At 29.0% G+C, this 16,979-nt stretch carries 12 protein-coding genes and 1 riboswitch; all 12 genes read left to right on the top strand.

Annotated elements, in window-relative coordinates:
• Positions 1–630 precede the first annotated feature (630 nt).
• Positions 631–714, top strand: a riboswitch (cyclic di-GMP riboswitch).
• Between the two features lie 237 nt (positions 715–951).
• A complete protein-coding gene (locus tag F3K33_RS21595) occupies positions 952–1,704 on the top strand; it encodes a prepilin peptidase (RefSeq protein ID WP_039769531.1) in 753 nt (250 codons plus the stop codon).
• Positions 1,705–1,818: 114 nt separating this feature from the next.
• Entirely contained in the window at positions 1,819–3,504 is a 1,686-nt protein-coding gene (locus F3K33_RS21590; protein WP_039769529.1) for a GspE/PulE family protein, read from the top strand.
• Between the two features lie 39 nt (positions 3,505–3,543).
• The gene (locus tag F3K33_RS21585; protein ID WP_039769527.1) at positions 3,544–4,746 is read left to right on the top strand and encodes a type II secretion system F family protein; all 1,203 of its coding nucleotides are present in this window, start codon (positions 3,544–3,546) and stop codon (positions 4,744–4,746) included.
• A 76-nt stretch (positions 4,747–4,822) separates the two neighbouring features.
• Positions 4,823–5,221, top strand: a complete 399-nt coding sequence (locus F3K33_RS21580) for a prepilin-type N-terminal cleavage/methylation domain-containing protein (RefSeq protein ID WP_039769525.1) — start codon at positions 4,823–4,825, stop codon at positions 5,219–5,221.
• Between the two features lie 111 nt (positions 5,222–5,332).
• Entirely contained in the window at positions 5,333–6,544 is a 1,212-nt protein-coding gene (gene pilM, locus F3K33_RS21575) for a type IV pilus assembly protein PilM (protein WP_051144775.1), read from the top strand.
• A gap of 15 nt (positions 6,545–6,559) precedes the next feature.
• Positions 6,560–7,117 (top strand): PilN domain-containing protein, encoded by a 558-nt coding sequence (locus F3K33_RS21570; protein WP_039769522.1) that lies wholly within the window; start codon positions 6,560–6,562, stop codon positions 7,115–7,117.
• Between the two features lies 1 nt (position 7,118).
• Positions 7,119–8,402: a hypothetical protein gene (locus tag F3K33_RS21565; RefSeq protein WP_039769520.1), complete on the top strand. Its 1,284-nt coding sequence runs from the start codon at positions 7,119–7,121 to the stop codon at positions 8,400–8,402.
• Between the two features lie 15 nt (positions 8,403–8,417).
• Positions 8,418–9,326, top strand: coding sequence for a type IV pilus modification PilV family protein (locus F3K33_RS21560; protein WP_084670509.1), 909 nt, complete (start codon positions 8,418–8,420; stop codon positions 9,324–9,326).
• Between the two features lie 11 nt (positions 9,327–9,337).
• Positions 9,338–11,749, top strand: coding sequence for a hypothetical protein (locus F3K33_RS21555; protein ID WP_039769515.1), 2,412 nt, complete (start codon positions 9,338–9,340; stop codon positions 11,747–11,749).
• A gap of 26 nt (positions 11,750–11,775) precedes the next feature.
• Positions 11,776–12,297 (top strand): type II secretion system protein, encoded by a 522-nt coding sequence (locus tag F3K33_RS21550; protein WP_051144774.1) that lies wholly within the window; start codon positions 11,776–11,778, stop codon positions 12,295–12,297.
• Positions 12,298–12,366: 69 nt separating this feature from the next.
• Positions 12,367–15,192 carry a VWA domain-containing protein gene (locus F3K33_RS21545; RefSeq protein WP_039769513.1) on the top strand — a complete coding sequence of 942 codons (2,826 nt, stop codon included), beginning with the start codon at positions 12,367–12,369 and terminating at the stop codon, positions 15,190–15,192.
• A 272-nt stretch (positions 15,193–15,464) separates the two neighbouring features.
• On the top strand, positions 15,465–16,910 hold the full coding sequence (locus F3K33_RS21540; protein ID WP_039769511.1) for an O-antigen ligase family protein: 1,446 nt from the start codon (positions 15,465–15,467) through the stop codon (positions 16,908–16,910).
• The last annotated feature ends 69 nt before the right edge of the window (positions 16,911–16,979 follow it).

Below are 16,979 nucleotides of genomic sequence, written 5' to 3'. Positions count from 1 at the left end.
TAACACTTCCGATATCGATATGCATAGTTAATTGATATTGGAGGTGTTTTTTTTGCTCACCTGTAGATTTATTAACTGTAAAGGAAAAGGATAGCTTGGCTGGTACAACAAGCTATCCCTAAACGGTTATTATATTTATTAATAGAAGGATAAATAATTAGTAAGAAATTATCTTACAAAGTTATTATAACAAACAATTATTACAAAATGATATTGAAAATGTTAATTGAGTATAAATGTTTTCTTAAATAAAATTAAGGAGTGGTAAACAATTAAATAAATAAAACGCATTTTCTTGTAAATTCAATTTTCTAATTCTTTTTAGATTGGAAACTAACATTTTTTAGTGTAGATATGTAAAACATGATTAACAATATTATTCAATAGTTGTAAAAAAATTGTAAACATGGTATTATGGAATAGAAATATATATGGCAATTATTCTAAATGCTTATATGAAAAGTGATAAAAAATATAGGATTGTCCAGTAAATAATTGCTAATAATATTTTAGAAGAAAAATTTTTGAACAAGATAGACCAAATAATGATCATTATGGTATAATTGCTATGGCATATATTGGCTACATTTAATATGTTATGCAAGAAATAAAAGAAATAACAAGTATATTTTGTCATAAGGAAACTTTGATCCATATATTTTAATTGGGCACTTTATATATGGTGAGTTAGTAGTGCAACCGACCTTTATATTTTATAAAGGCCGGTTTTTATATTTTTTAAAGAATTTGTAATATACTTACAAATATAGTAGGGATATATTGAAGAGATACTTTAGCTACCATGATTAAAATAAGAGAATGAATTTTTATTGTCTTAATGTAATTTTGATTAAATATTTTTGAAAAAATGAGAATAAAATACAAATTTGTACACAATAACGTTTACAAAAAAGTTAAATAATATTAAAATATACAATGAGAGGTGATTTTTTGGATTATACATTAATATGTATTTTAGGACTAGTTATAGGTAGTTTTTTGAATGTTTGTATTTATAGAATTCCTATAGAAAAATCAATTGCATTCCCACCCTCCCATTGTACAACTTGTAAACATAACTTAAATCCACTAGATCTAGTACCTGTATTTAGCTATATATTTCTTAGAGGAAAATGTAGGTATTGTGGCGAAAAAATCTCTATAAGATATCCTCTTATAGAAATCTTAAATGGATTGTTGTATTTAATTGTGTATGTAAAGTTTGGAGTAGATCTGATTACCTTAAAATATTGTATTTTGGTATCTCTTTTAATCGTAATTAGTGCTATAGATTTTGATACTCAGTTCGTATTTACAAGCACCACGATTTTTGGAGGAATAGTTGGCATTTTATTTATATTATTACAGTATGTTTTATATAAGAATAATGTTATAGATTTAATTCTAGGAGGAATACTAGGAGCAATAATCATAGGACTAATAGTGTTTTTAACAAGAGGAATGGGCGAAGGTGATATTGAAATAGCCGCTGTGTGTGGATTGTTCTTAGGAGTTAAAGGAATTTTATTAGGCTTATTTCTAGCAATTGTGCTAGGTGGAATAATAGGAATAATTGTTTTGATACTAAAATTAAAGAAGGCAAAAGAAAAAATAGCATTTGGGCCTTTCATAGCAATAGGAAGTTTGATTTCAATGTTCTACGGAGCAGAGATATTAAAAATGTATTGGGATTTGTTATTGTAAAGATACACTTTTTTACAATAACTTTACTTGTGAAAATCATATAGCAAACTTATACTAATTATAAGGTGCTATGCCGCATTTTATACATAATTCATAGGAAAGGTGAGACTCAGAATGGCAACTGAAAAAAGAAGACTAGGTAATATTCTTGTAAATGCGGGAAAAATTACAGGATATCAATTGCAAGAAGCATTAAAGTCTCAAAGGACACTAGGGAAGAAGCTAGGAGAAATACTACTCGATAGTAAAATTATAACTGAAGAAGACATAATAGAAGCAATAGAACAACAGACAGGAATTAAAAAAGTAGATTTAAATACAATAAATTTTGATAAAAAAGCTATAAGCATAATTCCTAAAAATTTATGTGATAAATATAATCTGATACCATTTGGATTTGAAAATAATAAAATTAAGGTTACGTTATCTGATCCTTTAAATATATATGCAATAGATGACGTTGCAATATCTACTGGGTTCGAAATAGAATCATACATATCTAAAAAAGATGACATAAAAAAGTTTATAGAAATATATTATAGCAGTCAGCAGGTTAGCTTGGCGGCTCAACAACTTTCAAAAGAAAGCTCTGAAGCAAAGAATTTAAAAGTTAATATAGATGAAATGGATAATGTTAGGAATGCACCAGTTGTAAAAATGGTAGAGTACTTATTTAAGAACTCCATAGAACTAAATGCATCAGATATCCACATAGAACCATTTGAAAATGAAGTGAGAATACGATATAGAATAGATGGTAAATTACAGACTGTAAATGTTATTAACATAGAAAGCTTAGGTCCACTAGTAACAAGAATAAAAATACTTGCAGGATTAAATATAGCAGAAAAAAGAATACCACAAGATGGAAGAATAATGACTAGTGTAGGAGGAAAAGAAGTAGACCTTAGAGTTTCAATACTTCCAGTAGTTAATGGGGAAAAAATAGTTATAAGAATACTTAACAAATCTATGGGAAATATAGGTAGAGATAAACTAGGAATGAGTAATGAAAATCTAGAGAAGATAGATAGAATTATTTCAAATCCACATGGAATAGTATTAGTTACAGGACCTACAGGGAGTGGTAAGTCTACAACATTGTATACAATTTTAAGCGAATTAAACAATGATCAAATAAATATAATTACTGTAGAAGATCCAGTTGAATATACGCTAAATGGAGTAAATCAAGTGAGTGTAAATAATAAAGCCGGATTAACTTTTGCAAGTGGACTTAGAAGTATATTAAGGCAAGATCCAGACATAATTATGATTGGTGAAATTAGAGACAATGAAACAGCGGAGATTGCTACTAAAGCGGCTATAACAGGTCACTTGGTTTTAAGTACACTTCATACAAACGATGCTCCGTCATCTATAATAAGGCTTGTTGACATGGGAATAAAACCATATTTAGTTGCTACGTCAGTAGTTGGAATAGTAGCTCAGAGATTAGTTAGAAAAGTATGTATGAATTGTAATGCTCCATATGAAGCTACGGAATATGAAAAAGAAATCCTTGGAATCGATAAGGACAAGCAGATAATTTTAAATAAAGGTAGAGGATGCGGATATTGCAATAACACAGGATATGTTGGACGAACTGGTGTGTATGAGGTTATGGAAATTACAAGGGAACATAGAGAAGCTATTAATCTAGGAAAAGATTCAGATATACTTAGGGATATATCAATAAAAAATGGAATGAATACATTAGTTGCTGAATGCAGGAAGTTAGTTATAGATGGTATAACGACAATGGATGAGCTTGCAACAATAACCATGACTAAGGAATAGACAGAAATTTATTCATACTAATTTTTGGGGGGGATAGAAGTGGCCAATTTTAAATACAGAGCAATGAATGCAGATGGAGAAAAAATTGAAGGTATGCGAGAAGCAGATTCCAAGGGGGAAGTAATAGATTTTATATCCTCAAATGGATATTACCCTTTAATGGTAGAGGAAGTAATTGAAAGCAGTAAAATAGAACTGAGCTTCAATGAGAAGGTTAAGATTAAAGATATCTCAATTTTTTGTAGGCAATTTTATACTATGCTAGATGCTGGAGTGCCTATATTAACTTGTTTAAATATATTATCTAAACAAACCCAGAAGAAAAAACTAAAGGAAGCAATTGTGGAAATTGAACAAGAAGTTCAAAAAGGTGGAGTTTTGTCTGAAGCAATGAAAAAACAAAAAAAGATATTTCCAGAACTTTTAGTTGGCTTGGTTGAAGCTGGTGAGGCTAGTGGTACATTAACTAGTATAATGCAAAGAATGGCAACTCATTACGAGAAGGAAAATAAAATAAATAATAAAGTGAAGAATGCTATGATTTATCCAATTATATTGAGCTTAGTAGCAGTAGTGGCAGTTGTGTTTATACTAACTTATGTTATGCCAACATTTAAAGGCATATTTGAACAAACAGGAACAGTATTGCCATGGTCCACAAGGCTTATACTTGGCAGCGGAGATTTCCTAAAAGAAAATTTTATATGGATTATAGTTTTTATAATATTAAGTTTTGTTGGTGTAAAATATTATTTTAATACAGAAAATGGTTCAATTGCTTTAAGTAGAATAAAGCTTAAACTTCCAATAATAAAAAAGTTTACTGAGATGGTTATAGTATCTAGGTTTACAAGAACTTTATCTACATTATTAGCAAGCGGATTATCTCTAATAAATGCAATAGATATTGTATCGCAAGTTGTGGAAAATAAAATAGCCGAAAAAGCGTTAAAAAAGGTTAAAGAAAGAGTAGTTAAAGGTGAAGAGTTAAATACTTCAATGAGGGAGTCAGGCATATTTCCAGAAATGCTTTATTCAATGATAAAAATTGGAGAAGAAACAGGATCTATTGATGAAATTTTAAATAAAACAGCGGATTTTTATGATGAGGAATTGGAAACTACAATACAGGCAACAGTTGCTTTAATGGAACCAATATTAATAGTAGTAATGGGACTTGTCATTGGATTTATTATAATGTCTGTAATGCTTCCAATGTATGATAGTTATACTAAAATTTAAAAAAGTTAAAATAATACACGTGTAAAACACAGTGCATTATAAAATATAAATTATATAAAAATTAGGAGGAATTAAGATGACTAGTTTATCAATCAGAAAAATGAATGAACTATCAAAGAAAAAGAAGAAAGGGTTTACTTTAGTAGAATTAATTATCGTTATTGCTATTATTGCAATATTAGCTGCAATTGCTATTCCAAAATTTGGTCAAATTACTAGAAATGCAAATATAAAGGCAGATATAGCTACTGCTAAGAATATTCACGGTATAGCAGCTGAGTTAGTTGCAGAGGGGACTACTCCAAGCGATACCAATATTCCTACTAAAATTGATGGAGCTGATTCAAATATGCCTCATACTAAGTTAGATCCTGATGTATCATTTCACGTTGAAGTTGAAGCAGATGGAGATATAGTAGTAACTGCTGGGACGGATGGAACAGAAATATATCCAAATTCTGAATCATACAGCTAATAGTAATATGTAGGTTAGGAAATTCAAGTTTGTTAAAAGTGTAAAGCTAAAATAAGCTTTACACTTTACTCTATACACTTAAAATATAAGGGTAAATAGGTGGGGGAAATAATGAATAGAATAAAAGAAAAAATTCATTTTAGTAATAGTAGCGAGTTTAAGAGAAAATTAGATTTTAACAAAATTAAAGAACTAATGAATCTTGACATTAAAGATATCAAATCTAAATTGTCGAAAAATAATAATAAAAATAAGAAGAAGTATTTTAAAAAGTCAGAGAAAAAGAGAAAAGTAGTGGCTTTTGATATTGGGAATAAAACTACTAAGATAGTTGAAGGAATTTATTATAAAGAGAATTTAACTATTAATAAATTTATAGAGGTTGCTACACCTAAGGGAGCAATTTTAGATGGAGCAATAGTTAATCAAGAAGCCCTTATTTCTAAGTTGAAGCAAGTTTTATCGGAAAATTCCATAACTGCTAAAGAAGGAATATGTACCAATAATTCTACTTCAATTATAAATAGAGAACTTACAATACCACAAGTAGAGAATGATGAAATTGAAACTGTAGTTAGGTATGAGATTCAACAATACTTACCTATAAATTTAGACGACTATGTTCTTCAAACTAATATTTTAGGTGAAGAAGAATTTCAGGACAATAAAAAGCTAAGTGTTCGTGCTATAGCATATCCTGAAAAAATGGCTAGGGGATATTATGAGCTTTTAGAAGCATTAAATTTAAAGCCATATGCATTAGATGTTAATTATAATGCATTAAACAAGTTAATTAATTATATAGATGCTATTAATGAATATGAATATAATTCTAAAGAATCAGTTGTTTTTATAGATATGGGAGCAACGAGTCTTGATGTTAACATATATAATGAAGGAATTTTGCAATTTACAAGAATAATAAAAACAGGTGGGACTGATCTTAACGAAATATTAGTTGAAGTGCTAAATCTTTCAGAAGATGAGATTGAACAATACAAAGAGAGAAATATAAACCTAAAAGAAGATAGGCTTGATACTCAAAATAAAGTCATAATAAACGAAATTGATGACTGGATTGATAAAATAGAAAAAGTAATACAATTTTATAAAAATAAAAATATGGGAATTGGTGTAGATAAGATATTTATTTATGGGGGTACATCTAAGATTAAAGGATTGTGCGAATATATGACATCGAAGTTATCAATAAAAGTAGTAAGAATTAAGAGTATAGCTAAAATAGATTTTAACACTACTAATGCGGCATATGAATCTATCGACAATTTTATTAATGCAATAGGTTCAATAATAAGATTGTAGAGGAGAGATTAAGAAGTGAAAGATATAAACTTTTTTAGTTATTATCAAGGAAAAAATCAAGAAAAAAAGGATGAAAAAATATACTTTTATATAGCTTACGGAATATTGACTTTAGTGATTTTAACAACAATTATTATAAATTCAGTTAAAATTTTTACTTTAAATAGTCAAATAAAAAATTATACTGAAAAATTAAATGCATCAGATATGCAGGAAAAACTTAAAGAAGCTGATGAAGTAAATGGACAAATAGAGACTTTAAGCAAATATGAAAACAAATTAGCAGATGTTGCAGGTTCTGTTGAAAAAAATGATATTGTAACAGATGATTTATTAAATGATATATGTGGAGCTATTCCAAGCGATATTTCTTTTAAAAATTTTAAAATTGAAGGATATGATGTGACTATAAGTGGAGTATCACATAGTAGGGCAGCCATCGGGGAATTTGAACATAATTTAAAGAATCTATCTAAAATAAAAAGTGTTCAAGTGGGGACAATTGGCAAAAGTAATACGGTAGGTGAAGATTACTCCTTTGAGATGACTTGTGTATTAAAGGAGGCTAAGTAATATGAAAATAAGTAAAAGAGAAAAAGTGATGTTGCTTATTTTAGGAATCTTAGGAATAGGTATTTTATATTACCAATTTGGATATACAGCCTTAGTTAAAAGTGTAGAAGAAAAAACTAAAGTTAAGAATGAAATTGAACAGAAATATAACACGGCAAGGAATACGATAGATTCTATGGAAAGCCAAAAGAGTAAGGTTAAGACATTAAAAGCAAAGATAACCGATCAAGCCGGACCCTTTTATCCAACTATAAGTCAAGAGCATATAATATTAGAACTTGATAAATTAATTAAAGAAAGTGGATTAGAAGGTGGCATGAAATTTGAGGCTACCGAGGTTAAAGGAATAGAATCAATAAAGAAATCAGAAAAAGATAAAGAGTTACCTGAAAGCTCACTCCAAGCTGATGCCGATGAGTATAATTATAAATATGGTGAAGCAAAGGGAGAAAAAAATGCTACAGCTGAAAATACTGACTCCAAAACTAATAATAGCAGTGAACAAAATTCAGCTAATGCAAGTAATACTGGCAGTAAAAAATCAACAAAGGACTCTAATTCCAATAAAGAGAATACTGTAACTCAATTAAAAGTTAATATTGATTTTAATGGAAGCTATGAAAATGTAGTTAAATTTTTAAAATCACTTGGAGATTATGAAAGGAAAATTCCAGTATATACAATTGATATGACCCAAAAAAATTTAGAAGAAGTGGCTGGGGCAGTTAATATAATAATATACTCGATTCCAAAAATTGATGATGAAACAAATAGATATTTAAAATGGGATCTTAACAATATGTATGGAAAGGCGCAACCTTTTAATGTTGGAAGTGCTGCCGGGACTGGAATAAAATCTGGTATAGATGTAAGTGACTTTATGGTTGGAGTAAAATCATCAACTTCAGAACTACCAACTTTGATGATAGGAAAGGCAAATGATGATTTGAGAACCACTTATGCTTATGGTGATGGAAATAACGAGCAAAATGCAGAGATTGTATTAACTAAAAGAGATGATAAGTATTATTATAAATATAAAACAAATATTGATAAAATTCCTGTTAGCTATAATGATCTAGGTAATGAATTTGTGCCAAACAGTGATAATATAGTTGTGAATATCTCTAGTGAAAGCAGAGTATCAGATGATGATAAATCAGGGGTGAAGTTAAAAATAATTAATAATACAGATAAATTGGTTAAGGTCAATGTAACTGGAGATGATATAAGGGATCCGAGAGTTTCAATTGATGGAGATAGTAAAAATGTGAGCGTAAATTAAAAGTGGGTGAAATTTGTGAAAATTAAATTAAAAAAACATAGAGGATTCACTTTAATAGAAATGATAATTAGTCTTGCATTATTTGCAATATTAATGACTCCAATATATTCAATGGTAATATTGACAATGAAACAGAATAATGATGGAGGAACCAAACAAACCGCCTCACTTAAAGGACAAGAACTATTTGAAAAAATTAAAAGTGGAGATATAGTTCCAGTTGAAGACAATTCAGGAAATATTACAGCCATTAAGATTGGCGATAAAGTTATCCAAGTCACATCCAATAAAATAATAGATGATCTGGGAGATGGTTATAAAGCTAAAATTGAAATTCAAAAAAATAGTTCAGTAAATCTCAATAAAGAGACAACAACAATTAGAACCAATAACTTTAATATTTCATTAAGTGGAAATAACAACCCAGTAAAAATTAAGTCGGATAATGAAAATGGGGAATTGAATTATAATAATTCAGATGACACTTTAGAACTTGTTATAAATACTAAGACAGGAGTAAATAGTAAGTTACTAGATATTAAAGACAAGTACAATAATATAATTTTACAAGATGGATGTTTTAATCTGAATGATACAGACAATGGCAGCCCAATAAAATTGATTTTGAATTTCGACGAATACAAAGTATTAAATGCATCAAATTCCAATAAATTGAAAAATGTTGATATAACTGTGTATAATCAAGATAGTATGCCTCTGAATTTATGTTTACAAAAGTCAAATGATTTGAATGTAAATATAGATGCTAAACTTGGAAATGTTAGAGTTTACGACAATCGTACAAAAAGTGACTCAAAGCTTGGAGGGTTGTATGACATAGATATCGTAGTGACTCAAACAATAGAAGGTGAAACAAAGACTATTTTTACTAGTAGAACTAGTCAAAATATAAATCAGAATTAGGCGGTGATTAAATGGTAAGAAAAAAAGAAGGATCTAGTTTAGTTACTGTGGCAATTATTTCATTTGTTTTAATCACAGTTGCAACTGCTATGGTATCTATGACAGTTGGTGATTACAAAATGAGAATGACAGAAAGTACAAGAATAAAAAATTTATATTCATCTGAATCAGGTTTAGATGTTGCTTATGATATACTGGTAAAAACTTTTGATGCAGCAACTATATATGGAACTAAGCAGACAGAAATATATAAAACATCGCCTGACATCACGGCCATAGATGATGAAATAAAAAGTATAAGAAAAGACGATTCAATCCATAACAAGGATGAACAAATAAAAAGCTTGGAGGCTCAAAAAAATGAAATGCTAGATAGCTATTTTAAAAGAATTTTTTATACTTTTATAGATGGTGGAGATCTACAGGAAAGTAGTGCCCCAAATAATGAAAATGAATTAAGAAAATCTATAAAAGGATTAAAGTATGTTGCTGTAGATAGTAATGGAAATGAGAGCTATGAAGGTGTAAGTATTAATACGGAAAATACAAGTGCAATTGATCTATTTGTTGGAGGACAAACTGTAAATGATGATGATGGAATCGGGTATGAAGAAGTACCTGCAAATCTACAGAATGGTAAGGAGTATTCAAGCAGGAACTATACAATAAAGATAACGTCACAGTATAGTACAGAAGATACTAATGGAACAACTAAAAGGAAGCTTCAGACAATTTATAACTTACTAGTTCCAGATTATAAAGATGTAGCATTTAGTGAGAGGAATACGGAACTGCCTAAGTATACATTTATGAATGATAAAGCTATTATTGTTGGAAAAAATATAAATGTAGACAATGCTAATTTTTCTGTTAAAGGTAACATCTATGTTGAAGGTGATGGTTATGAAGATTTAGATGGAAATGAAGAATCTCGAGCATATGATAAGTATATTGGAGGAGTGGTTCTAAATGCTGATTCTAATAAAGATATTGTATTTAACGGAGATGTTATTACGGGAAAAACTTTTAACATTAGAAATAATGTTAATGCAACCATAAATGGAAACTTGTATGCAATGAATGTTTATGCGGGCAATGAAAGAGCGGATGATCCACATTCTATGAATTCGACATTAGATGTTAAGGAAGTAGATGGCAATGGAGGAGAAGTTGTAGTGGATAACGACATGACTTTAAAGGCAGATAATACTGACATTACAATTGATAAATTTTATGGAGTTAATGATAAAAATATAAAGTATAATGATCAAACAGGAATTGATGGAACAAATAAAACTGACAAACCATTAGGGAGAACGTCTAGTTGCATCATAGTTAATGGAAATGAAAATTCCAATATAAAAATCAATAAGGAAGCTTATATTATGGGAGTAGCCCATATAAATACAACAAATGTATATAATACAGGTGAATCTGTAGGTGTCAAAGATAATTATATAGCATATTCAATTCCAGAAGAAGATGATGATAGCTTTAAAGAAGAGAAATTTAAGGATAAATCATCAGATACTGATGAATCATTACAATTGTTAGATGAAGATAATGTTATTAAAAAGAGTAATCATTTTGTAAAGTATTGGGGAGATAAACTAGAACTAGATAATGCAGGTGGAATTTATTTGCCAATAAAAACACCAGATCATCCAGAAAGAAATACTTATGCATTAGGAGCAATTGTATATTTATACAAAGATGGTACTTCAGAGGCGGAAGCGAAAGTTTTAGGAAGTAGTTATAGGTTAAATAATATTCCTACAATTGTAAGTGATAAGCAAAAAGAATTTGCTTCAAAAGTGTATAATGTTGGAGGAAAAAATTTAACAGAAGATCAAAAGAATAGTTTATATGAATCATTAGGAAATAACAAAGATAAAGTAAGTGAACTAATGAATATAGATGGCGTGAATGATGAATATAAGAATAAAAATAAGATTTTTTTTAAAGAATTTGATGATAGCTCAGATGAAGCACCAGATGAAGAAAGTAATAATGAGAAAGCTATATTTAGCGATAAAAATATAATAATTCAGTCTTCTAACAAAGATGAGATAGTTAAAGATGGAGAAGATATAATAATAAGTGTTAACAGTAATAATACTTTAAATGCATTTATTGCTACATCTGGAGATGTTACCATTAATGGAAATGTTGAAATTAAAGGGAATATAATTGCCGAAGGTAATATGAATATTGGTGGAGGAAGTGAACAAAAAAGTATACAGTATGATAATGAATTATCAAATAGAATACAAGCTGCGCATGTTGATCTTTTTGATTCTGTATTTGGACACATGAGGGATGATAGTAGCGAAAATCCATCAGGAGGCAATACGTCTAATTTAGTTGTGGAATATGATTTAAATAAGTTTATAAAAAATACTTTATGGAAGATAATTAAATAAAACTTGAATGAAGGTGTGAGAAAGATTTGATATTTTCTAGAAAGAAAAAAGGATTTACTGTAATAGAATTGATAATTGTGGTAGCATTAACAGTTGTTGTATTAGGAATAGTATGGCAAATGTTTGGGGTGACTAACAAAATAATTTCAGACGTAACTATCAAATCTGACTTGCAGAGAGAAGGACAATCTATTCAAGAAAAATTAAGTAATATTGGAATGCAGGCGACAGAAGTAAAAGAACTAGTTTATGCAGATGATGCGTCTGGGAGTATAAAGAAAATAAAAATTAATTCTTATGATAAAGATGGAAATAACAGGGACATTGAAGTTAATCTTAATGGTGAAATTTTAACTATAGATGGGCAAAGTGTTTCTAGTCATGTAAAAAGTATAAATGTGAATCCAGAAATTATAAGGGAAGATGATTTGAACAATGTTTCTTATATTGATTTTACAATTTTTCTAGGTGAAAAGAAGAATTATAACAGTGAAATTATAGAAAACCAAATAAAAGTAAGAACTGTATTTAGAAATAAACATTCTTAAGGAATGTGATATCAAATTGATTTTTTTAGATCCACCTTATGATTTAATTATAGAGAAGGGGGGAAATATATGATTAAGGATAAAAAGATACTTATAGGAAAATTGAGTTTTTTAATAATTATTGTTTTAATGCTCGGATGGATAAGTCTTTCTCGGTTTACTGTAAAGGCGGATGTTTCATCAAAACCAGCATTTACAGTTTCGATAGATTCATACACACCAACGAATCCAAGTGTGGGAGAAGATATAACAATACATGGAACAATAACCCCTCAGCCCTTTCAAATGGCCGTGCCAGCAAAAGAAATTGTGCTAGTTTTAGATACCTCTGGTAGTATGGCTGATCCTAAGACTGGGAATATTAATGATTCAAAAATAGAAAAACTGAAAGTTGCAGCTAAAAATTTTGTTGATACAATGAAAAACGAATCTAATTTGAAAATTGGTATAGTGACATTTTCAACAAATTCAAACATTAATGAAGCACTTATTCCGGCAAGTAATGTAACAGAATTAAATAGAGTAATTAATGGATTAAAGGCAAATGGTGGAACTAATACAGGAGAAGGATTAAGAAGAGCAGCATATCTTTTATATAGCAGTAATAATAGTGCAGCTAACAAAACAATAGTGTTTATGTCAGATGGTGAACCGACATACTATAATGGACAAACAAATAAAGGCGGATGGAAGTATGGTAATTATTCTGGAAAGTATTATGAATATTATGGATGGTATTTTTTAGGTGGTTCATACTTTATTGGCAATTATGGTTCAGATGATAATCATACACCAAGTGGATATGATTATAGAAAAGGTCCATATGAGGGAAATTATGAAGGTTACAAGTATCAAAATTCGTATAATAGTTATTATACAGATATTACAAAATCGGAAGCTGATGATAATTTATTAAAAGGAACTGGGTATTCGGATGACAATGGTTACTGTTTAGAATATGCTAAAGAAATTGGAGAAATAATTAAAGCAAGGGGATATAATGCATTTTCGATCAGTTATGGACTAGATGACTCGGGAAATGCAAAAATGCAACAAATTCATAACTCAATGAGCGGGAATAGTAGTAATTTTTTTACAACTGGTACTGATGCAATAAATGGCGTATTTAATACAATAGCGAGTACACTTAAAGATACCTACACTATTTCTAATATAAATTTTAATTTTAATTTTAATGATGGAGCAGTTATAGAAGCTGTTGGAGGAAATACAATTAGGCTTAATGATATTACTTATAAAAAAGGTCCTGAGAATAATGGCGTAAGTACCTATACATCACCACCAATACCATTTACAATAACAATAAAATCAAAAATACCTGGTGATGGAATACCAGTGCTTTCAAATTCAACTATAACATTTCCGTGGAATTCAGAAACGGTGACTACAAAAGTTCCGGCTACAACAATAAACGTGAAAGATAATAATCTTCCAGGTATAAATGTAGATTTAGCTAGTGTTGAGCAGAACCCATGCAAATTTGGAGATTCAGTTAAAATTACTTACAATATAATCCCTCAAGATTTTGTATATAGCGATATGTCATCACAATTGATTCCTAAAGATGTAGTTATATTATTAGATACTTCAGCTGGAATGAATGATGGAGATAAATTAGGTACGTTTAAAAATGCAGTATGGAACAATTTGTTAAATAATAGTATTTTTAATAATAAACCTATGAAGTATGGATTGGTAACTTATAATTCCAACGCAATAATTAATCAAGATTTGACGACTAATAAAACTCAACTTAATGATAATGTGATCAAAAATATTACCCTTTCAACTTCTAATGAGAGAAATATAGGATTAGCCTTAGAAAAGGCAAATGAGATTTTGCAAAAAGACACATCAGATGCTAAGAAATATATTATATTAATTTCATCTGGTAATGTTAATTATACTGAAACGCAAGTTAATAATATACGAAATAATGGATATAAGGTTTTGAGTCTCGCATTAGGAAACACTAATGATGTTAATACAGACCCATCACCGACTTTGAATCAATTAGCAACAAGTTTAGGTGGGACAAGTCAAGATTACTTTATTAGTGTGAAAGAGGGAAATAATAATGCAACGCAAAATTATGTGATGAACAATTTAGCAAATAGAATAAATGATGATTTTTATAAAACCTATAATTTTAGCGATATTAAATTAAATCTTGATTTAAATGGAAATTTTGATGCGGTAAGTGGGCTTTTGGGAAGTGGTGACAAAAGAAGTATTGCAGTACCTAACGTGGAATATAAAAATAATAATGGCGTTTGGCACGCAGAGTCTACAAGCATTTCATTTACTATTAAACCTAATAAACTTGGGCATTTAAGCTTTAAAGAAAATACTGATATTAATAATTTAGCAAATACCATAAGTTATACGGGAATAAATAAGGGTATAACTAGAGCGATAAATACACCAACTATTGATGTTATATCACCAATAATTGTGAATCATGGAATTTATGGTGGAATTGATAATGAGAGTAAGAATCCAATTATAGAGCCATCTAATGATAAAACATTTCCTAAAAAAGCAATTGTACCAATGGCAATAAGCTTTGATTTTTATACAAGTACAACTATAAAATTAGCATTAGATAAGAATAGATTAATTGATGGAAACATTAAGGTCTATAAAGTAAACGGTGGGACTTTATCAAAGATATCCGAGATTAATAATAATAATTCCAGCACTTATGATATACCAATTGGAGATGGACTGACAAATGGTGATAAAATACTAATATTATATAATTCCATATTACCAGATAGAGACGATTATTATACGAATTCGGTAACTGTAGGTTCAGCAAGCCCGGTTTATGCGATTCTAAATGTAAAAGGAAATCTGCCAGATTTGTTTTAGAGTAAGTTTATAAATGAGATGCATATAGAGCAGTATACAATATATAATTTAGAAATAGATATTTGGATTATATGTTGTATACTAAATTTGATTAAAAATCTTATTATGTTAAATCTAATAAAAATTTTAAATAAAGCATTATGATTATTGGGTAGCAGTTTTTAGTAAGGAATGAATTATAAAATGTAATTTAAAACATAAAAATTATATAAGGAATAGCTTAAAATTGAAAATAGAAACATAATTTTTATATATTGAAAGGCGGTTTCCTATTGGAATTAATAACTAACTTATCAAAAAAAACGCAAAAGATTTCTAGTGATATACATAAAATGAAGACAATAAGCGAACTCGTTAATTATATCCCAGAACAATTAATTGAAAGGTCAGCTCTTTTGCTACTTATTTTATGGGTATTATCACCATTAATTGTGATACTTTCTAATAATTTTGTAAATGATGTAGAGAAAACATATACACTTATGTTCAAACAACTATATTGGTATGAAATACTTCAAACGATTGGTTTCATTGGATGTATTCTGGGAATTATTACTTTTTCAAAAAGTATTTTACAAGCAAAAGTAGAGAAAGTATCTTTACAGAACTATATTAAAAGTAACCTATTTCATCTATTTTTGTTTATGATGCTTATTTGGAGCCTTATATCGTGCTTGAATTCAGATAATATTAATATTTCGCTTAATGGTACATTGTATAGAAAAGAAGGTATCATTACATATTTCACTTACTGCGGAATTTTTTGTTGTGGATATGTAGTAAGAAATAGACGATTAATAAAGATCATTTTCGAAATTTTTACTTTATGTGCAGTGGCATTATCGATATTGACTCTTGTTGATTCTAAGGAGTTAAATAATACATTGGGATTAACCTCTGATTCGTCTATCTTTTGTCAATTTAATCATTATGCATATTACTTGTGTATGTCTATAATGAGTGCATCGTTGCTATTTATTACAGAGAAAAAATCAATTCAAAAGCTGATTTTTAGAATCATAATATTTTCTGTTATCACAGCTGCCTTAATTAAAAATGGATCTTTTGGACCTTACATTGCTGTTATAGTAGGATTGATTTTTAGTATTATTTTTTCAATTCTGCTAGACAGAAAAGTTTTAAAGCGAGTAGCAATAGTTGCAAGTGTTTTTATAGCTATTACGCTAGGTATGAACATTTCAAATAGTCATACTTACAAGGATTTTTGGACATTAGGCGGAGATATATTTAAAATAGCAGAGAAATCTCCAGATGCCAATAAAGCAGGAACGGGTAGATGGATACTTTGGGTGAATGGAGTTAGATTCATTTCTGAAAGACCTTTATTTGGTTATGGAGCAGATAATCTTGGGGATCAATATGCTAAAGTTAATGTTAATACGGATCGTGCACATAACGAGATTATTCAATTTGCCGCAAGCCTAGGTATTCCAGCTGCACTTTTATATATTGCAGCGCTAGCAACTTATTTTATGTTTTTTATAAAGAAAAGGAAACAATTTTTGAGGCTAGATATCTGTATATTATGCATAGTAATTGCTTATTTAGCATCATCAATGTTTGGTAATACTATGTATTATACAAGTCCATTTTTCTTTATGATATTAGGAATTTCAAGCGGAAGACAAAAGTTACTTTTAAAAAGTTTCTCTAGTTATTCAAGAGAATCCGAGAATTTATTTTTAATAAAATCTTAATTTCCCTTTAGTAAATAATAATGATAGCAACATTGATATTGATTTTTTAAATAAAAAACTTCACTTAAT

The organism is Clostridium beijerinckii (genome assembly GCF_008705175.1).
GTDB classification, from domain to species: domain Bacteria; phylum Bacillota; class Clostridia; order Clostridiales; family Clostridiaceae; genus Clostridium; species Clostridium beijerinckii.
This window is presented reverse-complemented; position numbering and strand designations above follow the sequence as displayed.